The organism is Pseudomonas sp. IPO3778 (assembly GCF_013386825.1).
GTDB lineage: Bacteria > Pseudomonadota > Gammaproteobacteria > Pseudomonadales > Pseudomonadaceae > Aquipseudomonas.
The window spans coordinates 51,234-74,578 of record NZ_JACARC010000012.1 but is presented as its reverse complement, the minus strand read 5'-3'; the positions used below and the strand labels follow the sequence as shown (position 1 = coordinate 74,578).

Sequence of the window (23,345 nt, the reverse complement as noted above, 5' to 3'; positions counted from 1 at the left end):
GACGGCTTACCAGGTCAGCTCGACCCCAAGGCTTTCCAGCGCTTTCCAGTACTCAGGATAGGTCTTGCCGACGCAGTCCGGGTCCTGAATCCTGATGCCCGACACCTTCAGGCCCGCCAAGGCAAAGCACATCGCGATGCGGTGGTCGGCGTGGGTGTCGATCAGCGCGTTGCAGGTAGTGCCCGCCAGGGCCGGATCGCTGGCCACCAGCAAATCATCACCTTCAATGGTCGCCAAACCGGCACGGATTTCATTCAGGCCGTCATGCAGGGCCTGCACCCGGTCACATTCCTTGACCCGCAGGTTGGCCAGTTCGGTGAAGCGTACCGGCGTGTGGTTGAACGCGGCCAGCACGGCGAGGGTGGGGATCGCATCCTGCATCTGCGAACCGACAACCACCGGCTGCATGTGCGGGAATTGCGCGATCACGGCCTGGGCTTTTGCATCGGGCTGGGTGAAGTCCTGCGGGGCGACGCCGAGGTCGATACGGCCACCGGTCAGCACTTCGGCGGCCCACAAGTAAGTGGCGGCGGAAGCGTCTGGCTCGATCAGGTAGTCGTGGGCGGTGTAGCCGGTGGGGGCCACGCGCCAGGTGCTTTCATCGACGATGTCCACCTGGGCACCGAAGGCGCGCATGCAGTCCAGGGTCAGGTCGACGTAGCCACGGGCGCCGATGTCCTTGCCGGTCAGGGCCACTTCAATCGGGGCTTCGCCGCACGCCGCCAGCATCAACAGCGCCGACACGTACTGGCTCGACAGGCCGCCGTCGATCTCGAAACGCTTGGCCTGCACCCGGCCGCTGCCGTGCACCGTCACCGGTGGGCAGCCGGTGGGGCTGTCGACCTTGATGCCGTTCTGGCCGAGGGTCGCGAGCAGCGGGCCGATCGGGCGTTTTTGCATGTAGGCGTCGCCGTCCAGCACCACGGTGCCTTGTACGGTGGCCACGGCGGCGGTGAGGAAGCGCATTGCCGTGCCCGCGTTGCCGAGGAACAGCGGCTGCGCCGGCAATTGCAACTTGCCTACGCTGGTGACCACGAACGTGGTGTCGTCCGGTTCATCAATCACCACGCCCATCTGCCGCAGGGCCACCGACATGTGGCGGGTGTCATCGCTTTTCAACGCGCCGCTCAGGCGGCTGGTGCCCTTGGCCAGGGCGGCCAGCAGCAGAGCGCGGTTGGTGATGGATTTGGAGCCGGGGGGCGCTACCTTGCCGTTCAATGGAAAGTTGGGCGGTGTAACGGTCACGGTTTTCTGCGAACTCAAGGTACAAGGCTCCTGCTTCAAGGCGGGTGGCGTTTGGCGGACACGAATAATCGGCCAAACACGCTACCGTTGTCGAGCGGGGATCGCAGCCGGCGTGACGCGAGCTCAGGTCAGCAGCATCACGTCGATGCGCTCCTTGCCCTTGCCAGTGTTTTTACGCTTGAGCGCCAGTGGCCCGATTTCACCGGTAGAGCGCGGGTGCGTGCCACCGCAGGCCATTTGCGCAAAACCGGCGATCCACCAGAATCGGCGCTCGGCGCCGCCGATGCGGATTTGCACGGGCATGCCGGGCGTCAGAGGGTGTTGTGAGTCAGGGGCCTGTCCGTGGCAAATGGCGTGCGCCTGATCATCGCGTCACGCCATTTTTCCTGGCTAGCGGATGCTTCGCCGTGGACAGCACGTACTCATAGCGGCATCTCATGGCCGATCCAGTCCAGGATCGAACGGTGGCGCGGCGTCCAGCCCAGTTCCGCGCGAGCACGCTTGGCCTTGACCCGACTATTGGTACCGAAGGTGTAATGCACGTGCGTCGGGTCCCAGTGTTGCTCGGCTTCCTCGGCCGGCCATGACTGCACCGCGCCCAGGTTCATGCGCCTGGCCAGTGCGGCGGCCATGTCGAAAAACGACGCTTCGCCGTTCTCCAGAAAGTAAAACGCGCCCGCCGGGGCTTTTTCCACGGCCAGCAGGAACAGGTGCGCGACGTCATCTATGTGCACGTTGGACCAGCGATTAATTCCGGCCCCGACGATGCGCATCACCCCGGTCTCTCGGGCGCGCGCCATCAGGAACGGCAACTGGAAGCTGTGATCAGTCAAGCCATGGCCCACGCCGTAGATGTTGCTCGGGCAGATCACCACGCTGCGAATGCCCAGTTCGGCGGCGGCCATCAGGCGCAGGTCGATATCGTAGCGGGCTTGCTTGGGTGGCTCGATGATGAAGGGCGTGTCTTCGTCGAAGATGTGTTCGGACAGCGTATTGCCCAACGCGTCATCGCCGATGATGCTGGAACCGCTGGTGTGGATCAGCAGCTTGCCGGAGCCACGCAGCGCCTCGATAAACGCGTCGACGGCGCCGGCGTGGTCGCTGTTGGCGGCATCGATCACGGCATCCGCCTGACGTGCTTCGTCGATTAGCAGCTGACGATCATCCAGGCTGCCGATCACCGGGGTAATGCCCAAGGCTTGCAGGCGTTCGGCTTTCTGCGGGTCGCGCAGCAGGCCGCGCACGCGGTGGCCTTGGGCGATCAGGTGATGGGCGACACTGCCGCCGACGAAACCATTGGCACCGGTAAGGAAAATATTCATGGGTAAAAGCCTGTGGCTGAGGAACGAGCGACCACCATAGGCTTGAACAATTAGCGGAAAAATGGGCTTGAGTTCTGTTTAGAATGGACTCCAGAGTCCTTAATGGATAAGCGTATGGAAAGCCTGAATGCCATCGGTGTATTTGTCGCGGCGGCCGAAGCCCGCAGTTTTGTCGGCGCGGGCAGGGCGCTGGGTATCTCGGCGTCGGCGGTGAGCAAGAGCATCGCCCGGCTGGAGGCAAAGTTTGGGGTGCGGCTGTTCCATCGCAGCACGCGCAGCATCACCCTCACGGCCCAGGGCACGCAGTTTGTCGAGCGTTGTCGGCGCGTGCTGGCGGAGCTGGAAGTGGCGGGTGAAGAACTCTCGCAAACCCTGGCAGCGCCTCAAGGGCCGCTGCGGGTGGGGCTGCCGATGATTGCCCGGCCGTTTCTGGCGATGTTCGGTGAATTCCAGGCGCTGTATCCGCAGGTCCAGTTGGACCTGGAGTTCAACGACCGCCTGGCTGACGTGATCGCTGAAGGTTTCGACGCGGTGATCCGCAGCGGTGCGCCGAAGGATTCGGGGTTATCGGCCCGCCCGCTGGGTACGTACCGAATGTTGATCGTCGGTTCCCCGGATTACCTGGCACGTAACGGCACGCCGAGTTGCCCGGAAGACCTGCACGGGCATCGTTGTATCCATTTCCGTTTTCCCGCCTCCGGCAAATTCCAGGCCTGGCAGATGCGTCGCGATGAGCGCGCACTGGAACTTGAGCTACCACGCTCGATGGTCTGCAATTCGGTGGAAGGCCGCATGGAGCTGGCCGTGCAAGGCCAGGGCCTGACCTACGCCGCTGACTTCGTGGTGCGCGATGCGCTGGCGGGCGGGCGTTTGGTGGAGGTGCTCGGGGATTACACCTGGGAGGGCGGCCAGTTCAACCTGCTGTGGCCGTCGGGGCGGCAGGTGCCGCCCAAGCTGCGGGTGTTTATCGAGTTTATTGTGAGCAATATGCCGCTGGTGCGCGGGGCGCCTTAATCCGCCATGCGACCATTCAAGTCGCCATAGGTGAACGCCTTGAGTTCGTGGGTATCCAGTTGCCCGGTACGCAGGAAGCCTTCGGCCAGGCTGTGCATCGCACCGTACAGGAACTCGGCGATGCTCGAGCCCGCCGTCAGCCGGCGCACGCCCAGGGCTTGCAGCGTCTCGGGCGCGGGCAGGCCGGCCCAGGCCAGGACGTTGACGGGCAGGGTGGTTGCCTGGCAAAGCTGCCGGATCTCCTGCTCCAGGTGGATACCGGCGGCGAACAGGCCGTCGGCACCGGCACCTTGATACAGCGCCGCACGCTTGAGCAGTTCCTCAAGGCGCTGCGGCTCGGGCGCCAGGCCTTTCAGGTACACGTCGCAGCGGGCGTTGATAAACAACTTCACGCCACAGCTGTCCGCCACACGGCGGGCGACCTCGATCTTGCGCGCCAGCAGGTCAGGCGTGCCGGCGCCGTCCTCAAGGTTGATGCCGACGGCGCCTGCGTCGATCACGGCCTGGATCACCCGGCCGACCTGCTCCGGGTCGTCGGAGTAACCCGCCTCGATGTCCACGCTCAGCGGTACGTCAATGACGCGGGTGATGGAATGCACGGTGCTCACCAGCAAGGGCAGGGGCAGGTGATTGCCGTCCTTGTAGCCGTGGGTCCAGGCAACGGCCGCGCTGCTGGTGGCGACGGCCTGGCTGCCCAGTTGCGCCACCAGGCGTGCACCGCCTGCATCGGCGACGTTGGGCAGGATCAACAAGTGGGCGTGGTGCAGGGCGTGGAAGGCGCTGGCGTGGGCGGTCATGGTGAGTCAGTCCTTTGAGCGGGTTGTTGTGTTGAAGGCGCCTGTCATATCAAGAATCGTCCCGGCCTCGCAAGGGTTAAACCACCGCTGGTCGATATTTCCCACGTCGATGTCGATTGAGCGCCTGATTGATCGACTACAGGCACAACAACCCGTCGCATCAGGAGATTGACCATGTCTTACGTAGATGGCTGTGTGATTGCGGTACCCACCGCACACCGCGAACAATTCATCCAGCATGCCAAGGCCGCGGCCGTGGTGTTCAAGGAGCACGGCGCGCTGAATATCGTCGAGTGCTGGGGCGACGATGTACCCCAAGGGCAGGTGACCTCTTTCCCCATGGCGGTGAAGCTCAAGGACGATGAAACCGTGGTGTATTCCTGGATCGTGTGGCCGTCACGGCAGGCGCGTGATGCCGGGATGCGCAAGGTGATGGAGGACCCGCGCCTGAAGGCGGACGCCAATCCGATGCCGTTTGATGGGCAACGCATGATTTATGGCGGCTTTGAGATGATCCTCAACACCTGAAGCCGGGTGTTCACGGACGGCAGCTGTAGTCCGATCGCCTGTCGCAGGGTAGGACCGACGATAGGCCCGCTGAAGGACTACTGTGAAAACGCCGCAAAACAAGGACATGGCGCGATTTGTCTGACAGAACTGTCGGGTAGACAACCCGGCGGGGTGGGCTAAGTTCAAGGCGCTTCCCATGACGGGAAGCCTTCAATCAAGGAGTGACTGAAATGAACAAACCCCAGACTCAACTCAGGCATGGTCGCGTCGTGACCCCGGCCAGCCGTGGCTCGGTGGCGGTGGAACGCGGGCTGCTGGAAAACTGGCAAGTCAACGAAATGGAAGGCGGCAAGAACTTCCCGGCCCTCAGCGCGGGGCCGTTTCCGGCGCCTTATGAAACCGACGACCAAAGCGTCACGCCGCCCGGCGATGGGCACATCCTCAGCGGCGGCAAGACCGATGCCCGCGACTGTGTGAACTTCACCGACGACGAAATGAGCAAGAAGCTCAACACCCCGTTTACCTGGCCCTTGCTGAATGTGGACGCCGGCCAGGTGTTCAAGGTGCAGTGGGACTACACCGCTGCGCACGTGACCCGTGGCTATCGCTGGTTGATCACCCGGGACGGCTGGGACCCCAAGCAGCGCATCAGCCGCGCTCAACTGGAGGCCACGCCTTTCCACGAGGATTTTTACCCTCAGGTGCCGTACTACCAGCACTCGGCTGAACTGAAGGCCAAGGTTGAACATCAAGTGACATTGCCCAAGGGCAAGAAGGGCGGGCATGTGCTGGTGTTGATGTGGATCGTGGCCAACACCGGCAATGCGTTCTATCAGGCGTTTGATGTCGACTTCAAATAGCGGCAACTGAACCTGGAGGCAAAACACACTGTGGCGAGGGAGCTTGCTGTGGGCAAGGGAGCTTGCTGTGGCGAGGGAGCTTGCTCCCGCTGGGCTGCGGAGCAGCCCTAAAAAGCCAAGGGCGCTTCGCACCCAGCGGGAGCAAGCTCCCTCGCCACAGGTGTTGCGTTAAATCAGCGCTGGGCCAACCAGTAGTCGTGCAACGCGCGGGCGGCCGGTTCGATAGCGGCTACCCGTTGCTGATGGGCATCAACATCCAGGTCTGCCGGCAGTTCGAAGTTGTCCTGCTCGGCGCACCAGGAAATCTTCTCCAGTTGCCCGGCCTGTTCGACGGGCAGCTCTGGCCAGTTGCCAATCGCGGCGCCACGGATATAACCAAAGCACCATTCTTCCGCCAGGGTCAATGGCTGGCCCTGATGCTCGGTTTCATCGAAACGTGCCTTGAAACCCTGGGCGTCGGTCGCCAGTTGGGTGGCGATAGCGTTCATATGGCGCACGCTCAGCTCAAGAAACCGCTTGGCTTCTTCCGGGCTTTCCCAATCCGGGTTCTGCCCACCGAAGATGCCGGGGAACCATTCGGCCACATCCACCTGGGCGGGGCTTGAGACCAGGGCGGTGAAGTAGCCGTCCAGCTCGGCCAGGTTCAGCACCGAATGGTCGTCGCCATACTTGAGCAGGGTTTCGTCGATGAACTCGAAATCGGCGGCGGCAAGGGGTTGATCGTGCATGGGGCTGTCCTTTGTGCGTAGAGCGCCGCTGATGGGGCGGCTTAAAGCGCGGAGGATGGCGCGTGACGGGTTTTTAATCCAGCCTCTTCAGCGCTTTTCCCACAACAGGCACAGCTTGCTCATGCACATCGAGCCCGCCACCGCGAGAATGATCGGCACCAGGAAGTCATGGTCGATGCGGGTAAATTCCGCCACCAGCACAATCGCCGTCAGCGGCATGCTCATGCTCGACGCCAGGAACGCCGCCGCGCCGATGATCGCAAACGCTCCCAGCGGTACGCCGGGCCACAGCAGGCTCCAGGCGCCGCCGAGGATGACGGCGAGCAAGGCGCCGTTGGCCAGCGCCGGGGTCAACAGGCCGCCTTCGGCACCGGCCCGCAGGGTGCCGGCAGTGATCAGCACCTTGACCACCAGCAGCACGGCGGCGAGGGCGATGGTCAACTCGCTGTCGAAGCCCAACTGCGCCGGGCCTTTGCCGTTACCCAGAATCTGCGGCAGGAAAATCGCCAGGCCACCGATGATCGTGAAGTTGATCAACGACAATACCGGCAGCCGCCAGCCACGGGCGGCGTTGCTGCGGGCCGCGCCAGTCAGGCGAGTGAAGCCATAGGCGGCCAGGCCAAACACCGGCCCGCAGATCAGCGCCCAGGCGATCAACCCGGGGCTGAGCACAAAGTGCGGCACCACGTATTGCGACTCCGCCCCCAGGCCGATCCAGGCCACCGAGGCGCCGATGGCCGAGGTGGCCAGGGCGATCACCGCTGCCGGCCAACTGAACACGCCCACCAACACTTCGAGCACAAACACCGCGCCCCCCAGTGGCACGTTGTACACCGCCGCCAACCCCGCGCCCGCGCCGCAGGCGACGATCAGGCGGTGCATGTCCGGTGCCAGGCGTGCCCGCTGTGACAACCAGGTGGCGGCCAGTGCGCCGACTTCCCGTGGCGCCACTTCACGGCCCAGGGGCGAGCCAAGGGCTACGGTGATGATTTGCAGCACGGCGTGGGCGAGGGTGGTCTTGGGCGGCATGATCGGCGCCTGGGCCGAGACCGCCTGCTTGATGCTCACCAGTGGCCGGCCATAACGGTAGATCAACCACCAGCCCACGCCCGCCACCAGGCCGCAGGTGATCAGCACGAGCACCCGGCGTTCGGGCGAGGCCGCGGTGACGCCGAGCAAAAAGGTTTCATGGCTGATCAGGCTGTCGAGGCTGTAGCCGTAGGCCAGGTGCTGGATGCCGTGCAGCAGCAACGCCAGGAGCATGCCCCCCAGGCCGGCGCCGATGCCGGTGAAGATGACGACGAGGGCGAGAATCAGCAGTGAACGGGTTTTTGAGGGCATGGAGGGTCCAGGGAGCCGGGTTTTCGAGCCCGATTCTATAGCGCAATGATGACGCTACAGCTCCGAGATGTAATGCACGTGCACGAACGGGCCTGCCACAACATTGCATTACCTTCAGAGTACTTTAACGGCCCGGCCGATTGCCTGAATCGGACCTGTCGGCTTGCCGGTTTTCGACCCGCCGGAGTTTTCCAGGGTCAGCTCAAACAGCTGGTTGGGGGCCAGCGGCGGGAGTTTGTCCAGGGGCACCGAGAGTGATTGCCCGGGCTTGACCAAACCGAGGGATACCGGGCCTTGCCAGTCTTCGCCCTTGGTCCAGAACTGCAAGGTCTTGTCCGCCGGCACTTCCATGATGCCCAGGGGGATCAGTTGGATTTCCTGGGTGTTACTGGCCTGGATCACCCAGCCCGGCGCCTGGTTTTGCGGGGCCACCAGCACCACCACATAAGCGGTCGGGTTGACGGCTGCCGGTGGGGTCAGCAGCAGCGTCGCCAATACCAGGCTCGCCGCGATGCCGGCACCCGCCAGCCCGCGCCACAGGGCCAGCCTGTTCCACCACGAGACGGGCGCGTCCGGGGCGGGGGAGTGCCCCAGGCTGCGCTCGATGCGTCGCCATAAATACAGTGAGGGTGTCACCGGTTCAGCCTGCTCGGTCAAGGGCAGCAGGCGCTGTTCCCAGGCGTCCACCGCCGCGCGCAACCCGGCGTCGGTGGCCAGGCGCTGTTCCACCTCGGCGCGTTGCTCGGCGGGCAAGGTACCGAGCACGTATTCGCTGGCCAGTTCGTCGATGCTGTTCATGCCATGCACTCACGCAATGCCGCGAGGCTGCGTTTGATCCACGCTTTCACGGTGCCCAGCGGGGTGCCGAGTTTGTGCGCGATTTCGCTGTGGGAGTAACCGTCTACATACGCATGCAGGATGCAGGTGCGGCGGCCCGGGTCCAGTTGTTCGAGGCAACGGTAGATTCGCCCCGAGCGCGCCTGATACTCGAAGGTGTCGCTGTGTTCCACGGTTTCATGCTCTTCGCCCAGGGGCACTTCGCGGCCATTGCTGCGCACCGCATTCAACGCCAGGTGCCGGGTCACGCTGTACACCCAGCCGCGCGCCGAGCCTTTGTGTGGGTCAAAGCCGGCGGCGCCGTTCCAGACCTTGATAAAGGCGTCATGCACGACGTCTTCGGCCAAAGCCTTGTCCCGCACGATGCGCACGGCGACACCCAGCAGCCGGCTGCTTTCCTGTTGATACAGGCGGCGCAGGGCCAGTGGTTCGCCCCGGGCGCAGGCCAGCAGGCAGGCTTCATAGTCAAAAACGGTTTCAGGCAAGGACACGGTTTCCAGGTCGATGCCCCGGCGGTGAGCCCGGGGCGCTTTTGCAGCAGCGTAGACGACTTTACTTAATTGGCCGCCCAGAAGATGTAGTCGGCCTGGTACTTCACCACTTCCTGCTTGCCCTTGTTGGCCGCCGTGCATTCGGTGCTCGGCGCAACGCCGCCCTTGAGGGCCACCCGCTGGATATACGCGACGCCACTCATGGCGCCCTTGCCTTCGGCGGGGTTGGCCTTGACCAATTGATAGGGCAGGTTGCCCGCGCTGGACGGCGCCACCGCCAACTGGGTGCCGGTGACTTTCGAACCGTCCTTGGCCTGCCAGGTGGCCGGCGGGCCGAAGTAGCTGCCCACTGCCTGGCCGCTGCGGTCATTGAGCACGGCCTTGGGCCCGACGAAGAACCATTCGGTCTGGCCGACGGCGTTGGCCTTGTCCCGGCATTCGTAGGTGATTTCGCCGACGCCGGTGGTTTCCATCGCCACCTTGTGACCGTCCGGCACCTTGATGCTGTCGGGCACGGTCTGGGCAAAGGCGGTGGGGGCAGCCGCTAACAGGCAGGTCACGCAGAACATTGCTTTGGCGTTCATCGGTGTCTCTCCATAAGGGCAGCGAGGCGCTGCTGCCTGTACTACCCACGACACGCACAAACGGATGCAGCGATTAGAAAATAAATCGGCAAAGGCGCACACTACGGGCCCCCGCACTACCAGAGGAGCGATTGGCAATGACCGGTGTTCACACGTCTGCTCAACAGGGTTTCTCTACTCAGGCCGTCACGTACGCCCAAGGCCGGCCGGACTATCCACGGCAACTCACGGGCTGGCTGACCGACGCCCTGCAGATCCATCCACACTCCACCGTCATCGACCTGGGCGCCGGCACCGGCAAGTTCACGCGCTTGCTCAGCACCGTGGCGCCGACGCTGATTGCGGTCGAACCGATAGGGGCCATGGGCGCGCAGTTGCAGAAACTGCTGCCGGACGTGCGCCTGCTTTCCGGCACCGCCGAAGCCATCCCGCTGGAAGCGGCCACCGCTGATGCGCTGGTGTGTGCCCAGGCGTTCCACTGGTTCGCTACGGAGGCCGCCCTGGCGGAAATTCACCGCGTGCTCAAGCCGGACGGGCGCCTGGGGCTGATCTGGAATGTGCGGGACGAGTCGGTGGACTGGGTCGCGGCGATCACCGAAATCATCACCCCCTACGAGGGTGATACACCGCGTTTTCACACCGGCCGTTGGCGCGAGGCGTTCACCGGTGAGTATTTTTCCGCCCCCGAAATGACCTGCTTTCCCTACAGCCATGTAGGCAGCCCGCAGGAAGTGATCATGGACCGCTTTCTCTCCGTGAGCTTTATCGCGTCCCTGGCCGAGCCGGAAAAGGCGCGGGTTACCGAACAATTACACACCCTGATCGACACCCATCCGGACTTGCGCGGTCGCGAGACGGTGGCCTTCCCGTATCAGACCCAGGCGTACCGCAGTCAGCGACTGACAAAAAAGGCATAAAGTCAGATCGTATTGATATAAGTCGTTATAAGAAAAATCGCTATGCTGCGGCCAGAATTTTATAAGGCCGCAGGTAGTTGTAATGGATGTGGGTAATTTTGGTTTCTCGATTGCGGGCCTGGTTGTTGGGTTTATCGTCGGCATGACCGGTGTCGGCGGGGGTTCTTTGATGACACCGATCCTGCTCTGGTTCGGCATCAACCCGGCCACGGCCGTGGGCACCGACCTGTTGTACGCGGCCATCACCAAGTCCGGTGGCGTGCTGGTTCACAGCAAGAACCGCAACATCGACTGGACCATCACCGGTTGGCTGACCCTGGGCAGCGTGCCGGCGGTGTTGTTGACCCTGTGGTTCCTCAAGAGCCTGAACACCGACCCCGCCGCCTTGAACGCCGTGATCAAGCAGTCCCTGGGCGTGGTGCTGTTGCTCACGGCCACGGCGATCCTGTTCAAGAACAGGTTATTGGCGTTTGCCCAACGGCATGCCGGCGACGACTACAAGATGGCGCCGCGCAACCTTAATGCACTGACCATCGTCACCGGCGCGATCCTCGGCACCATGGTTGCCCTGACCTCCATCGGCGCCGGCGCCCTGGGCACCGTGGCGCTGTTTATCCTGTACCCGTTCCTGGCCACCAAGCGCCTGGTGGGCACCGAAATCGCCCACGCCGTGCCACTGACCCTGGTTGCAGGCCTGGGGCACGCGAGCATGGGCAACATGGACTGGCACTTGCTGGGCTTCCTGCTGCTGGGTTCGCTGCCGGGGATTTACGTCGGCAGCCACATGGCCGGCAAGGTACCGGACGGGATATTGCGCCCGTGCCTGGCGTTCATGCTGGTGATGATTGGCTTCAAGCTGGCGTTTTAACGCGCCGGCCCGTTGCCGATCTGCCATACAAAGGGCGGCTCGGTGCCATTGATCACCCAGTCGCCGACAATCCGCGCCTTGTAGATCACCGGGTTGTGGGACGACACCGTCCGTGCGTTGCGCCAGTGCCGGTCGAGGGCTTTGCCCTGGCGCACATCCGAGGCCCCCAGCGCGTTGAACAGTTCGCTGGTGGCACGCTGGATCAGTTCCGAGACCACCACCTGCGCCGTGGCTGACTCAATCTCGGCAGCCACATTGGCTGCGCGCTCCACGGCATCGTCCCCACCGAACCGCGCCACATAAGCCCGCTGCGCCGGAACCGCGGCTTTCAGCGCACTGGCTTCGGCAGCGTATACCCGTGCCGCCACTTCACCCACCACCTGCTGAATCTGCGCATCCTGGCTCACATGGGCCGCGTTGCCGTGGCTGTAGATCCGTTTGCGGCTGCGCACCTGATGCGCCACATCCTTGAGGGCGGCGCGGCCGATGCCGGCCAGGGTGGCGAGCAGCACCAACTGGTAAAACGCGGTCTGGTATTTGAAGCGGGTGGCAAAGTCGATGAGGTTTTCAGCCTCCACGACGGCGTCGGTAAAGCGCGAGGTGCCGCTGCCGGTGGTGCGCTGGCCGAAGCCGTCCCAGTCATCACTTTGCACCACGCCCGGCTGGCGGGTGCGGGTGGCGGCAATCACGTCACCGCCGGTGTCGCTGCGTTGGGCGTAGACGTCGATCCAGTCGGAAAACAGGCTGCCGGTGCTGTAGAACTTTTCACCGTTGAGTTTCCATTTATCGCCGTCCGGGCTGACTTTGGTCACGACATCGCCGATGGCCACGCTGCCGATTTCGGTCCAGGCGCAGCCGACGATATCGCCGTCCACAAAGCGCTTGAACCAGATGTCCCGCGCCGCGCCGGGTGCGGCGTTCAGGCGGTCTTCGGCGAACGCGAAGTGCCCGCGCAGGGCCTGGGGCACGTTGGAGTCGGCTTCGGCCAGTTCGATCAGCAATTCAAACAACTGCGGCAGGGAGGCGCCGCCACCGCCGTATTCCACCGGCACGCGCACGGCGCCGAAGCCGGCTTGCTTGAGCCACTGGATGGGCTCGTAGGGCAGGGCGCGGGTTTGTTCGCGTTCTACGGCACCCTCGGCGATGCGCTGGAAAATCGGCCGGAAGCGTGCGGCCAGGGCGGGATAATCGACGCCGGTGGAGAGTGGATTGATCACGTGGTGTTCGGTCATGGGGACGGCTCCTGGGCAGTTGAATACGGGAGCCTTTGCACAGTCCATGCCGGGGGCAACAACCCGTGTTTATGGGGGCAGAGTGGATTCAACTGTTGCTGTGGCAACAGCGAAACGACAAACAGCTGCAATCCATGACACCGCTGCAGGGGGTGTTTTCCAGCCAGTTCACCGTGCAAAGGCCTGTAGCGCGTGGCTCTGGCTGCCACTGGCACACTTGCTGCTCAAGAGCGTGTACATCCCAATGCGCGAGGTACCGTTCAATGAGTCAGCAAGCCGTCAAATTTGCCTACTGGGTGCCCAACGTCAGCGGTGGGCTGGTGGTCAGCAAGATCGAACAGCGCACCCACTGGGGCATCGACTACAACCGCAAGCTGGCGCAGCTCGCCGAAGAGGCCGGGTTTGACTACGCCCTCACGCAGATTCGCTTCACCGCCGGTTATGGCGCCGAATACCAGCATGAGTCCGTCGCGTTCAGCCACGCGTTGCTGGCGGCCACCACCAAACTCAAGGTGATTGCGGCCATCCTGCCCGGCCCTTGGCAACCGGCCCTGGCGGCCAAGCAACTGGCAACCATCGACCAACTCACCAATGGCCGCGTCGCCGTGAATATCGTCAGCGGCTGGTTCAAGGGCGAGTTCCAGGCGATCGGCGAACACTGGCTGGAGCACGACGAGCGTTATCGGCGTTCCGAGGAATTCATCCGCGCCCTGAAAGGCATCTGGACCCAGGACAACTTCACCTTCAAGGGCGACTTTTACCGCTTCAACAACTACAGCCTCAAACCCAAGCCACTGGGCGAGCCGCACCCGGAAATCTTCCAGGGCGGCAGCTCCCGGGCGGCGCGGGACATGGCCGCACGGGTGTCGGACTGGTACTTCACCAACGGCAACACCCCGGAAGGCATCAAGGCCCAGGTCGATGACATTCGGACCAAGGCGGCCGCGAATAATCACTCGGTGAAAGTCGGCGTGAACGCGTTTGTGATCGCCCGGGACACCGAGGAAGAAGCCCGCGCCGTGCTTGCGCAAATCATCGAGCAGGCCGACCCGGAAGCCGTCAATGCGTTTGGCGACGCGGCGAAGCAGGCAGGCAAAGCCTCACCGGAAGGCGAGGGCAACTGGGCCAAGTCGACCTTCGAAGACCTGGTGCAATACAACGACGGCTTCAAGACCAACCTGATCGGCACCCCGCAGCAGATCGCCGAACGCATCGTCGCCCTGAAGGCCGTCGGCGTGGACCTGGTGCTGGCCGGCTTCCTGCACTTCCAGGAAGAAGTCGAGTACTTCGGCCAGCGCGTGCTGCCGCTGGTGCGCGAGCTGGAGGCCAAGGCCGGGATCAAGCAGGTCGCCTAGATTGATCGGGGCGTCAGTCTTTCGGTAACCAGGGCTCGGCGAGGGCCAGCGCGCCCCGGCCTCCCAGGCGCAGGCAGGTGAGTACGGGCAGGCACGCAAGCCCGGTGATTCGCACCTTGGCGGCGGGGAACAATTTGAGTTCCCCGGCCGTAGCGCCGCTGGGCCCTGCATCCGGGATGTACACCGTTAGCCAGCCGTTGTTTTCCTGCTCGGGCACCAGGCAGAACAGCCACCCCTCATCGTTGCTGATGAGCCCTATCCGCGTGCCTTCCAGGTCTTCCAGGCCGGCCACGCGTGACGTGGCTTCTTTGAGCAACTGATAACCCGGTACCTTGCCCAGAATGTTTTCTTCGAGGAAGCGCAGAAACGCCTTGGCCGGTGTTGTCTTGGCCGCCAGCCCCGCCAAAAAGCAGATCAGGACGATTGCGATCAGCGCCACGACGGTGAACAAGGTAATCCCCGCCACACTTTTGCCGGCCAGTATGGGCATCAGCTTTAACACCGGGCCTTCCAGGATGCGTAAGGCTTTCTCGACCAGGATCACGATCAGCAACAGGGGAACGATAAATACGATTCCGCCTGCGGCGGTGATTTTTATGAATCGAAACATGGACGCTCCTGACTCCGCAGTTGTGTTCAGTGGTGAACCACAGGTTAGCTGATGTCTGGAGGCCCATCGGGCCTGGGAAACACCACCACCGCCGCGCGCAATTTGTTGTTGCCGAACCGGCACATTCGCTCGAACTCCCCGTGGCTGACCGGCAAATGCTGGCAGTCCATGGGTTGGCGATGCTGGCTGTGGTCGACGTCCGGGTCGTGCAGGTACACGAAGTCTTCGTCGCAGTCGGTGACGATCACCCAGTGGGGCGACTTGGAGCGGGTCAACCGGTAGCTGCTGATCAACACCAGGGGCTGGCCGCCGTCCCGCAGTACCTGGGGTAAATCCAGCGGGCCGCCGAGTACGCGCTCAACGTCGCTCAATGCCAGTTCTTCCTCGAAGGCGTCATGCACCAAACGCATGACATCTTTTTTATGCTGATCCCGTACGCCATCGAGAAACAACGGCCCGCTGACGTTGACCTGCATGCGCACCCGAAAGCCCCGGCGCCAGGCGGCCAGGGCCAGGCCTTGCGGGCTGCAACCGCCATGGCCGGCGGTCATGAATACGGTGGTTGCCTCGCGCCAGATCTGCAGTTCTTCCCGGCGCTGGGCCACCCGCGCAGGCTCCAGGGCGCCCATGGCCATCAACAGGCTGGCGGCGCCGCAGGTGAAGTCGGTGGTCTGTTGGTAATAGGGCACGCTCAACGCCCGCGCGTCCTGGTGCTGGAGGATGCGTTTTTCCAGGCGCAGGGCGGCAGCGTGGTCTTCGTAATAGTCGTTGATCAAGGCAAAGCGTCGGTAGCCATTGCGCTCGTACAGGGCAATGGCGCCGGGGTTGTCGGTGCGCACTTCCAGGCGCAGGTAGGCGCAGTCGTGTTCCACGGCGCAGGCTTCGATGCGCGTCAGCAATTGCTTGCCCAAGCCCAGGCCCCGGGAGGACTCGGCGATGGCGATGGAATACAGGCGCGCCAGGGACGTGCCCCGGTGGAACAGCACCAGGGCGTAGCCGAGCAAATCGCCGTCGTTTTCCGCCACCAGCAGTTGCCCGTGGGCACGGCTGACCATCCATTGGAAGCTGCGGGTGGAGAGCCGGTCCGTGGTGAAACAGTGCTGTTCCAGTGCCACCAATGACGGCACGTCATCGGGTGTTGCAACGCGAAAGGAAAGAGCCATGTGACCGCCGTAAAAGTTACGTAACGAAACGGGACTTCTCTAAAAGATCGTGCTTAATAGAAAAGGTCTAGTTCTCTAAAGCGGATCAATCACTATGTCAGCGGTACAAGGTCATTGGCGTGAAGTATCCGAGCAAACCGTGTCGGCGACAATAACTTCCAGCGGTTATTTTTCCAGCCCTCCCAAGAGTGCAAGTCAAGTCGTGATCATTGTCGAGCGCAAGGAAGACTGGGCGTCGTACTTCCCCAGCGAAGACATCGTCACCGCCCAGGAGTACCTGGAGCAAACCCGGGAAAACGAGACGGGCAAGCGGGTGCAGGTGATCAACCTGTGCCGCAGCTACAAGTACCTGGGGCACGGTTACTACTGCTCGCTGCTGGCCGAGGCGCGGGGCCACAAGGTCATTCCGTCGGTGCGCACCATCAGCGAACTGACGAAAAAGTCGCTGTACGGCCTGGCCCTGGATGACCTGGATAAAACCCTTGATAAAGCCTTGAGTCATCATCTCTACAGCAACACCGAAGGCTTTACCCTGACACTTTATTTTGGCCGAACCAATATTGAACCCTTGCAGGATTTGGCCCGGCAGTTGTTTGAAGCGTTTCCCTGTCCGATTCTGTTAGTTGAGTTCCGCAAGAATAACGGCTGGCACATCGAAGGTATTAAATCCGGGGTGCTGCACAAGTTGCGCGATGATCAGGAAGATCAATTTGCCAATGCCCTGGACAACTTCAGCCGCAAGATCTGGCGGCAACCGCGCTCCCGCCGTCTGGCCCGCTACGACCTGGCGATCCTCCACGACCCGCAGGAACAATTGCCGCCTTCCAACGCCCGCGCCCTGGAGAATTTCGTACGGGTCGGCAAGGGGCTGGGCATCGATGTCGAGCTGATCGAACGCAAGGACTACGCCCGCCTGGCCGAATACGACGCCTTGCTGATCCGCGAGACCACCAGCGTCGACAACCACACCTACCGCTTTGCCAAAAAGGCCGAGAGCGAAGGGCTGGTGGTGATGGACGACCCGGCGTCGATCCTGCGCTGCACCAACAAGGTCTACCTCACCGACCTGCTGAAAAGCCATCAATTGGGCATGCCCGCCACCGAAATTCTCTACAAGGAGCGACCCGAAGATTTCGAACGGGTGGGCGAGCGCCTCGGCTTCCCGCTGGTGCTGAAGATCCCCGACGGGTGTTTCTCCCGCGGCGTGATCAAGGTCGAAAGCCAGCAAGCGCTGCTGACCGCCACCGCCGAACTGTTCGAACATTCGGTGTTGTTGCTGGCCCAGGAATTTTTCTACACCGAGTACGACTGGCGCATCGGCGTGCTCAACCGCAAACCGATCTTTGCCTGCCAGTACTTCATGTCCAAGGGCCATTGGCAGATCTACAACCACAAGGCCATCGGCCAGGACATCAACGGCGAGTGCCGTACCTTGGCGGTCCACGAGGCGCCCAAGGCGGTGGTGGAACTGGCGGTGAAAACCGCCAACCTGATCGGCGACGGCCTGTACGGCGTGGACCTCAAGCAATCCGGCGATAAAGTGGTGGTGATCGAGGTCAACGACAACCCCAACATGGACGCCGGCATCGAAGACGCCTACCTGCAAGACGACTTGTATTCCCTGGTGCTGGAGGAGTTTGTGCGACGCCTGGAGTTGAAGCGTCAAGGCCAGGTGTGGTGACGCGCGATGATCCAGCGCTTTGAATTATCCGACGGCAAGTTGTACAACAGCCTGGGGGACGACGGGAACGTCCTGCTCTTCAGCAATCCGGACGCCCACGAGCGCAAGTACCTGCGCGACTGCTACAAGCTCGATGAACATGCCCTGGCCTCGGCCCTGGACCCGGACGAAGTGTCCCGCATCGAGTTCCACCCCGAGAACCTGTTCCTGATCTGGAAGCGCCCGGAGAACTACTCCGGCGGCGGCAACCTGGTGTTTGAAGTGGCGTCCTGCGGCTTGCTGTTTTCCGGGGATCAGTTGCTGGTGATCGCCACCGATGACAGCCAGTTGTCCGGGCTCGGGGCGCGCCGGCCGTTGCGCACGCCGCTGGATGTATTGCTGGACCTGCTGCTCAACAACATCCACCACTACCTGGGCCACCTCAAGGTGATCAAGATGGTCGCCCGGGAGTTGCAGCAGCAGTTCAACGCATCGATGAGCAACCGCCACCTGATGCAGATGTTCAGCCTCAGCGAAAGCCTGATCTATTACATCAACGCCCTGCACAGCAACGGCGCGGTGCTGACGCGCCTGCGCAACCATGGGGAGAAGGAACATTTCAGCGCTGAAACATTGGGCCTGATCGATGACCTGATCATCGAGAACAACCAGTGCTACAAGCAGGCGGAGATTTACTCCAACGTGTTCTCCGGGCTGATCGATGCCCGGGGCAACCTGATGAACAACAGCATGAACAACCTGCTGCGCAAGCTGACGTTGATCAACGTGGTGTTTTTGCCGTTGAACCTGATCGCCAGCGTGGGCGGGATGTCGGAGTTCAGCATGATGACGGCGGGCACGCCGTGGTGGATTTCGTACCCGTTGTTTATGGCGGCGATGGGGTTGGGGGCGGGGTTGATGGTGTTGGGGTTGAAGCGGATTGCGGGGAATGGCGACAAGGCGGTGTGAACGGATCCACTGTAGGAGCGAGCTTGCTCGCGAAAATCGTCAACGATGACGGGGATATCCTGCATGCATGCGGTGCTCTCAGGTTTTTCGCGAGCAAGCTCGCTCCTACAGTGATTTGGGTCGGACGGGCTGTAGGGTCAACACCTCAAACCCGCCCCGCGTCACCGCCACGGTAGGTTCCTACTGCGCCGACAAGCTGCGATCGTTTGTGATCGTTCCCACGCTCTGCGTGGGAATGCATCCCGTGACGCTCTGCGTCACCACTGTGCAAGGCTTGAGCCTTGCATCGTCAGCTGGACGCAGAGCGTCCGGGGCGGCGGTCCCACGCAGAGCGTGGGAACGATCATCAAAAACTGAAGCGGGCACGGTCCAAATGTGGGAGCGGGCTTGCTCGCGAATGCAGTCTTCGCGTTGATGCATTCGGTGGCTGACACACCGCCTTCGCGAGCAAGCCCGCTCCCACACAAGCCCGCTCCCACAGGGGATTTGTGTGATTCAGGCGTCCGGCTGCAACGTCAACACCTCAAACCCGTCCCGCGTCACTGCCACGGTATGTTCCCACTGCGCCGACAAGCTGTTGTCCCGCGTCACCACCGTCCAGCCATCCTTCAAGCTGCGCACCTTCGCGCTGCCCTGGTTAAGCATCGGCTCAATGGTAAACACCATGCCTTCACGCAGTTCCATTCCGGTACCGGGGCGGCCAAAGTGCAGGATCTGCGGGTCTTCGTGCATCTCCCGGCCAATGCCGTGCCCGCAATATTCACGCACCACGCTGTAGCCGTTGCTCTGGGCATGGCTCTGGATGGCGTAGCCGATATCCCCCAGGCGTGCGCCGGGCTTGACCTGGCGGATGCCGGCCCACATGGCTTCAAAGGTCATCTCAACCAGGCGCCTGGCCTTGGGTGCGACGTTGCCAATCATGTACATCTTGCTGGAGTCGGCAATAAAGCCGCCTTTTTCCAGGGTGATGTCGATGTTGACGATGTCGCCGTCCTTGAGCACGTCTTTTGCACTCGGCATGCCGTGGCACACCACCTCGTTGATCGAAGTGTTGATGCAGAAGGGGTAGTCGTACTGGCCCAGGCTCGCGGGCCGCGATTGCAGGTCGTTGCGGATGAAGGCTTCCACGGCGCTGTCGATCTCAAGCGTCGACTGGCCGGCGGCGACATAGCTATCGAGCAGGGTGAAGACCTTGGCCAACAGGCGGCCGGATTCGCGCATCACGGCGAGTTGCTCGGCAGTCTTGATCATTGGCTGCGCCCCCGGATCAGGTCGGGTTTGTCCAGCAACAGTTTGTTGATCAGGTCGTTGTAAGCCAGGTGCGGATTGAGTTCGGCGAGCAGGCCGATCTTGATCCAGAACTCGGCCTGGGCGTTGATGGAACGGTCCATGGTGGCGCTGGCCAGACGGAGTTGTTCGTGCAATTGGTCGGTGATCTTGACGATGCCCATGAGCTTCACTGTGCTGAGTGGATATACAAAGCGTATACGTTTCGTATGCTTCCCGTAAAGCCTGGCGTTTCGCCATTGACTTGCCCGGCAGCGCCGGTTAATTTTGATTCATGACATTTCAAACCCTTCGTTGCCAGCCAAGCATTATTACCGCCATTCCTCATTTGGCGGGATAGCGCTCGGCTGCACCCAAACCCGCCCTAGAGGCGGGTTTTGTTTTTCCGTCTCCTGGGCCCTGTAAACACCCAGGAGACACCCATGAGTACCCGCCCAGCGAGCCAGGCCCACGATTCGGGATTGCTTGAGCACTACGTGAAAAAGATCCTGGCCGCCCCGGTCTACGACCTGGCGGTGCGTACGCCATTGCAGGCCGCGCCGGCGCTGTCGGCGTTGTTGGGCAACCAGATCCTGCTCAAGCGCGAAGACCTGCAACCGACCTTTTCCTTCAAGATTCGCGGTGCCTACAACAAGCTGGTGCAACTGAGCGATGAGCAAAAGGCCCGGGGCGTGGTAACGGCGTCGGCGGGCAACCATGCCCAGGGTGTGGCGTTGGCGGCGCGGGAGTTGGGGATCAAGGCGACCATCGTGATGCCCTGCAGCACCCCCGAATTGAAGGTGCTGGGCGTGCGCTCCCGCGGCGGCGAAGCCGTGTTGCAGGGGGCGAGCTTTCCGTTTGCCCTGGCCCATGCACTGCAACTGGCCGAGGCCACGGGCAGCGCCTTTGTTTCGCCGTTCGACGACCCGGATGTGATCGCGGGGCAGGGCACGGTGGCCATGGAAGTGTTGCGCCACCAGCAAGGCCCGTTGGACGCGATCTTTGTGCCGGTGGGCGGCGGCGGGTTGATCGCGGGTATCGCGGCCTACGTCAAATACCTGCGCCCTGAAGTGCGCATCATCGGCGTCGAGCCAGAAGGTTCCAGTTGCCTGTTGGCGGCCTTGCGTGCCGGCGAGCGTGTGGTGCTGCCGAGTGTCGACAGTTTTGCCGATGGCACGGCCGTGGCGCAGATCGGCGCCTACGGGTTTGAAATCTGCCGGCACCACGTGGATGAGGTGATCACCGTCAGCAACGACGAACTGTGCAGTGCCATCAAACTGATTTACGACGACACGCGGTCGATCACCGAGCCTTCCGGCGCGCTGGCCGTGGCCGGCATCTGCAAGCATGTCGAGAAGACGGGTATTCAGGGGCAAACATGGGTGGCGATCAACTCAGGGGCCAATATCAACTTCGATAGTTTGCGACATGTTGCTGAACGAGTGGCGGCACAGGCAGGTTAAACGTTTCATCTAACGAATGTTTAATCAAGGTGTGAATCACCCGTTTGGATAGGGTTTTTTAATACATAAAAAGTGCCTTTCCCGCACTTATAACGGGCGGCCTTTCAATTTGCATGATGCCAAACGGGGGTTATTGCAGGATGCATGAACCGGCGCGATGTTTTTTGTCCGGATGTGCCAATTTTTCAGGGGCGCACCGGCGCATCCCTGGCGGCATGTTTAATGCTTTAAAAGATCTTGTTACAACTCTGAATGAGCGAGCCACACGGTGACTAACCCCTCGAACGGAGGGTTAATGGCGGTCTGCCACGTAACTTATATAAGTAACGCTGCTGCTTATGAGGAAAGGATCCAACGCGTCTCGAATCGGCCTAGTACGCTGGGTAAGTGAAGTCGCCTGCCAGGGCCGGTAAGGCGCAAAGGGCAACCGTTTCAGTACGGTCGCCCGTAATAACGACATTGATAACAATCGATTGGCAATCTCATAAAAGGAGAGGTCGGCCATGCTTTCGGATCTGGAACTACGCGGCATTATTGAAGGAAGTTTCCTGCCTAAACGTTGTGAAGTCACCAAGGCGCCAGACGCTTCGCTGACGGTGAAGGTTTATCACGAGATCGACCATGACCGGGTTGACCTGGTGGTGACCGGCATTTGTGCCAACAAGCTCGACAGCAGTCGGGCGATCTGCAACTTGATTACCGAGTTGCGCGAAGACCTCAAGCATACCCACGCCCCGGCACTCAAGAGAGCCGGAGCGCGTCCCTACTATTAAACGGACGGCTGAGCTTCAGTCAGTGAAGACTTGCGGGCCTGGATAAATGCCAGGCCCAACGCCGTTTCCGTGATCACCGCCAGCAAAATCCCCGGGCCCGCGTGGCCGCTGATCCATTCGCTGATTCCCAGTGTCGCCAGCACAAAACAGCCCGCCACAAAGCCGGAGGTCAGGGCGTGTCGTGTCGCATCGGGCGGGGCATGGCGGGCGCGGTAAAACATGATGCCGATGGCGAGGAACAACGCGGCATTGCGGCGGGCGACCAGGCCGGTGGCGCTGGAGTATTCAACACTCCACACCCACAGCAGCAGGTCGGGGCGCAAACCCCAGATCAGCGCAAGGGCGAAGCACAGCAGGGCGGTGAACAGGGCGAGGGGGCGGAAGTGCAACTGCATGGCGAATCCTTTCAGCCGATAGACAAGGGCGCAAGGATAACGCTTGGCAACCGCAGGAGCGAGCGGGCTCACCCCTGCAACGGCGTTGTCAGGGCATCAATTCTGGAAATCACAGGCCTCGGACAGTTTGCGATAGCCCACATCCTGGATTTTGCCGGCGCTGTCCACGAACTTGATATCGGCCTTGATCACTTTGCACTCGTTGGTATCGGTTTCATGCATGGCCAACACCTTCTGCACATCCATCTTCTGGCCGTATTTATAAGGCGTGACCACGGGCGCGGTATCCGCCTGCGCGATCCCCGTGACAGCCGTCAGGGCCAGTGCAGCACCGAGCATTAACGTACGCAGTTTCATGGTGTATCTCCGCAAGTCGTTCGCGGGCTTATCAACGTGATAAGTCGCGGCCGCCCTGGGCAACGGCCGGAGCCGTGCGAGTGCGGTCGATTCAACTCTCGTCTCGGCGGATTAACCATGGATTAATTGAGGCTTTACTGACAAAAGCTTCATCTTGCCTACCAATTGGGCAGTAGGGCGGGCGATGTATATGAGTCTGCTGCGACGGGAAATAAGTCGGCCTTAAGCAGCACATCTTCAAAAATATGCGTATCAAATGTAAAAGCGGTGGACTCAAAGGGAACAAGCCCGAGTGGTACCTCGGTATCAAGGTGCTCGCCATGTACCGCTGATGTCGCCAGCGCCATGCCCCACACTAACCAGACCATTGCAGTTTTCACGGAAGAAACCTATCGGGTCATGACGCGTCAACGGCTGCTTGCGTCCCATCCAGCGCGATTTCGGCTACGCAGGTGCTGCTCGCGACATTGCCGTGATCGCTCGAAGTCCACCAATTACGCCTTTTTTTCTCGTCGCACAACCTGTCAACTTTGACAGTTGTTGGCCCTGGAATCTATGCCATAACTTAGGTGGCCCGGCGCTTGAAAA

General features: G+C 61.8%; 27 protein-coding genes and 1 pseudogene. 11 read left to right on the top strand and 17 right to left on the bottom strand.

Annotated features, from left to right (window positions below; translation table 11 throughout):
• Nucleotides 1-6: 6 nt before the first annotated feature.
• The 3 genes from aroA to HX855_RS04070 all read right to left on the bottom strand — a co-directional run bounded on the left by aroA (nt 7) and on the right by HX855_RS04070 (nt 2,567).
• Nucleotides 7-1,263 (bottom strand): 3-phosphoshikimate 1-carboxyvinyltransferase, encoded by a 1,257-nt coding sequence (aroA, locus tag HX855_RS04080; protein WP_177088954.1) that lies wholly within the window; start codon nt 1,261-1,263, stop codon nt 7-9.
• Between the two features lie 105 nt (nt 1,264-1,368).
• Nucleotides 1,369-1,548: a hypothetical protein gene (locus HX855_RS04075; RefSeq protein ID WP_177088953.1), complete on the bottom strand. Its 180-nt coding sequence runs from the start codon at nt 1,546-1,548 to the stop codon at nt 1,369-1,371.
• 119 nt (nt 1,549-1,667) lie between these two features.
• Nucleotides 1,668-2,567, bottom strand: coding sequence for an NAD-dependent epimerase/dehydratase family protein (locus HX855_RS04070; protein WP_177088952.1), 900 nt, complete (start codon nt 2,565-2,567; stop codon nt 1,668-1,670).
• Between the two features lie 102 nt (nt 2,568-2,669).
• Here HX855_RS04070 and HX855_RS04065 point away from each other — a divergent pair, with 102 nt between their 5' ends.
• Entirely contained in the window at nt 2,670-3,581 is a 912-nt protein-coding gene (locus HX855_RS04065) for a LysR family transcriptional regulator (RefSeq protein ID WP_375140055.1), read from the top strand.
• On the opposite strand, the gene HX855_RS04060 is transcribed toward HX855_RS04065, so the two are convergent.
• A complete protein-coding gene (locus tag HX855_RS04060) occupies nt 3,578-4,378 on the bottom strand; it encodes an isocitrate lyase/phosphoenolpyruvate mutase family protein (protein WP_177088951.1) in 801 nt (266 codons plus the stop codon). The two genes, HX855_RS04065 and HX855_RS04060, sit on opposite strands and share 4 nt — an antisense overlap.
• Nucleotides 4,379-4,552: 174 nt before the next feature.
• Between HX855_RS04060 and HX855_RS04055 the strand changes: the two genes are divergently transcribed.
• Together HX855_RS04055 and HX855_RS04050 are read left to right on the top strand one after the other, a co-directional pair.
• Entirely contained in the window at nt 4,553-4,906 is a 354-nt protein-coding gene (locus tag HX855_RS04055; protein ID WP_177088950.1) for a DUF1428 domain-containing protein, read from the top strand.
• 212 nt (nt 4,907-5,118) lie between these two features.
• The gene (locus HX855_RS04050) at nt 5,119-5,748 is read left to right on the top strand and encodes a lytic polysaccharide monooxygenase auxiliary activity family 9 protein (protein ID WP_177088949.1); all 630 of its coding nucleotides are present in this window, start codon (nt 5,119-5,121) and stop codon (nt 5,746-5,748) included.
• A 173-nt stretch (nt 5,749-5,921) separates the two neighbouring features.
• Here HX855_RS04050 and HX855_RS04045 read toward each other — a convergent pair whose 3' ends face one another.
• The 5 genes from HX855_RS04045 to HX855_RS04025 form a co-directional block, all read right to left on the bottom strand.
• Nucleotides 5,922-6,476 carry a UPF0149 family protein gene (locus HX855_RS04045; protein ID WP_177088948.1) on the bottom strand — a complete coding sequence of 185 codons (555 nt, stop codon included), beginning with the start codon at nt 6,474-6,476 and terminating at the stop codon, nt 5,922-5,924.
• An 87-nt stretch (nt 6,477-6,563) separates the two neighbouring features.
• Nucleotides 6,564-7,817: a chloride channel protein gene (locus tag HX855_RS04040; protein WP_177088947.1), complete on the bottom strand. Its 1,254-nt coding sequence runs from the start codon at nt 7,815-7,817 to the stop codon at nt 6,564-6,566.
• A 114-nt stretch (nt 7,818-7,931) separates the two neighbouring features.
• Entirely contained in the window at nt 7,932-8,615 is a 684-nt protein-coding gene (locus tag HX855_RS04035; protein WP_177088946.1) for an anti-sigma factor domain-containing protein, read from the bottom strand.
• Entirely contained in the window at nt 8,612-9,139 is a 528-nt protein-coding gene (locus HX855_RS04030) for a sigma-70 family RNA polymerase sigma factor (protein ID WP_177088945.1), read from the bottom strand. Before HX855_RS04030 ends, HX855_RS04035 begins: the two co-directional genes overlap by 4 nt.
• A 71-nt stretch (nt 9,140-9,210) precedes the next feature.
• Entirely contained in the window at nt 9,211-9,729 is a 519-nt protein-coding gene (locus HX855_RS04025) for a DUF3455 domain-containing protein (RefSeq protein ID WP_177088944.1), read from the bottom strand.
• Between the two features lie 137 nt (nt 9,730-9,866).
• Here HX855_RS04025 and HX855_RS04020 point away from each other — a divergent pair, with 137 nt between their 5' ends.
• Entirely contained in the window at nt 9,867-10,646 is a 780-nt protein-coding gene (locus tag HX855_RS04020) for a class I SAM-dependent methyltransferase (RefSeq protein WP_177088943.1), read from the top strand.
• A gap of 82 nt (nt 10,647-10,728) precedes the next feature.
• Nucleotides 10,729-11,514 carry a sulfite exporter TauE/SafE family protein gene (locus HX855_RS04015; RefSeq protein ID WP_177088942.1) on the top strand — a complete coding sequence of 262 codons (786 nt, stop codon included), beginning with the start codon at nt 10,729-10,731 and terminating at the stop codon, nt 11,512-11,514.
• Here the strand turns inward: HX855_RS04015 and HX855_RS04010 are convergent.
• Nucleotides 11,511-12,746: an acyl-CoA dehydrogenase family protein gene (locus HX855_RS04010; RefSeq protein WP_177088941.1), complete on the bottom strand. Its 1,236-nt coding sequence runs from the start codon at nt 12,744-12,746 to the stop codon at nt 11,511-11,513. The two genes, HX855_RS04015 and HX855_RS04010, sit on opposite strands and share 4 nt — an antisense overlap.
• A gap of 263 nt (nt 12,747-13,009) precedes the next feature.
• On the opposite strand from HX855_RS04010, the gene sfnG reads away from it, so the two are divergent.
• On the top strand, nt 13,010-14,101 hold the full coding sequence (sfnG, locus tag HX855_RS04005; RefSeq protein ID WP_177088940.1) for a dimethylsulfone monooxygenase SfnG: 1,092 nt from the start codon (nt 13,010-13,012) through the stop codon (nt 14,099-14,101).
• A gap of 13 nt (nt 14,102-14,114) precedes the next feature.
• Here the strand turns inward: sfnG and HX855_RS04000 are convergent, their stop codons facing one another.
• Together HX855_RS04000 and HX855_RS03995 are read right to left on the bottom strand one after the other, a co-directional pair.
• Complete coding sequence (locus HX855_RS04000) at nt 14,115-14,711, bottom strand: hypothetical protein (RefSeq protein ID WP_177088939.1); 597 nt, start codon at nt 14,709-14,711, stop codon at nt 14,115-14,117.
• Between the two features lie 44 nt (nt 14,712-14,755).
• On the bottom strand, nt 14,756-15,874 hold the full coding sequence (locus tag HX855_RS03995) for a GNAT family N-acetyltransferase/peptidase C39 family protein (RefSeq protein WP_177088938.1): 1,119 nt from the start codon (nt 15,872-15,874) through the stop codon (nt 14,756-14,758).
• A gap of 94 nt (nt 15,875-15,968) precedes the next feature.
• Between HX855_RS03995 and HX855_RS03990 the strand changes: the two genes are divergently transcribed.
• From HX855_RS03990 to HX855_RS33780, 3 genes and pseudogenes are all read left to right on the top strand, one after another.
• Nucleotides 15,969-17,555, top strand: coding sequence for a RimK family protein (locus HX855_RS03990; protein WP_218175943.1), 1,587 nt, complete (start codon nt 15,969-15,971; stop codon nt 17,553-17,555).
• A 6-nt stretch (nt 17,556-17,561) separates the two neighbouring features.
• The gene (locus HX855_RS03985; protein ID WP_177088937.1) at nt 17,562-18,503 is read left to right on the top strand and encodes a magnesium transporter CorA family protein; all 942 of its coding nucleotides are present in this window, start codon (nt 17,562-17,564) and stop codon (nt 18,501-18,503) included.
• Nucleotides 18,500-18,625 (top strand): annotated as a pseudogene (locus tag HX855_RS33780) (outer membrane lipoprotein carrier protein LolA); the annotation flags it as partial. The gene HX855_RS03985 and the pseudogene HX855_RS33780, both read left to right, overlap by 4 nt.
• A gap of 373 nt (nt 18,626-18,998) precedes the next feature.
• On the opposite strand, the gene map reads toward HX855_RS33780, so the two are convergent.
• Together map and HX855_RS03975 are read right to left on the bottom strand one after the other, a co-directional pair.
• Nucleotides 18,999-19,754 carry a type I methionyl aminopeptidase gene (map, locus tag HX855_RS03980; RefSeq protein ID WP_177088936.1) on the bottom strand — a complete coding sequence of 252 codons (756 nt, stop codon included), beginning with the start codon at nt 19,752-19,754 and terminating at the stop codon, nt 18,999-19,001.
• Entirely contained in the window at nt 19,751-19,954 is a 204-nt protein-coding gene (locus HX855_RS03975) for a ParD-like family protein (protein WP_010169638.1), read from the bottom strand. Before HX855_RS03975 ends, map begins: the two co-directional genes overlap by 4 nt.
• 258 nt (nt 19,955-20,212) lie before the next feature.
• On the opposite strand from HX855_RS03975, the gene ilvA reads away from it, so the two are divergent.
• Together ilvA and HX855_RS03965 are read left to right on the top strand one after the other, a co-directional pair.
• Nucleotides 20,213-21,232 (top strand): threonine ammonia-lyase, biosynthetic, encoded by a 1,020-nt coding sequence (ilvA, locus tag HX855_RS03970; RefSeq protein WP_177088935.1) that lies wholly within the window; start codon nt 20,213-20,215, stop codon nt 21,230-21,232.
• A 503-nt stretch (nt 21,233-21,735) separates the two neighbouring features.
• Complete coding sequence (locus HX855_RS03965; protein WP_177088934.1) at nt 21,736-22,005, top strand: DUF1652 domain-containing protein; 270 nt, start codon at nt 21,736-21,738, stop codon at nt 22,003-22,005.
• Here the strand turns inward: HX855_RS03965 and HX855_RS03960 are convergent.
• The 3 genes from HX855_RS03960 to HX855_RS03950 form a co-directional block, all read right to left on the bottom strand.
• Nucleotides 22,002-22,400: a hypothetical protein gene (locus tag HX855_RS03960; protein WP_177088933.1), complete on the bottom strand. Its 399-nt coding sequence runs from the start codon at nt 22,398-22,400 to the stop codon at nt 22,002-22,004. The two genes, HX855_RS03965 and HX855_RS03960, sit on opposite strands and share 4 nt — an antisense overlap.
• A gap of 96 nt (nt 22,401-22,496) precedes the next feature.
• Nucleotides 22,497-22,757: a DUF2790 domain-containing protein gene (locus tag HX855_RS03955; RefSeq protein ID WP_177088932.1), complete on the bottom strand. Its 261-nt coding sequence runs from the start codon at nt 22,755-22,757 to the stop codon at nt 22,497-22,499.
• A 158-nt stretch (nt 22,758-22,915) separates the two neighbouring features.
• Nucleotides 22,916-23,137: a hypothetical protein gene (locus tag HX855_RS03950; protein WP_177088931.1), complete on the bottom strand. Its 222-nt coding sequence runs from the start codon at nt 23,135-23,137 to the stop codon at nt 22,916-22,918.
• Nucleotides 23,138-23,345 lie beyond the last annotated feature (208 nt).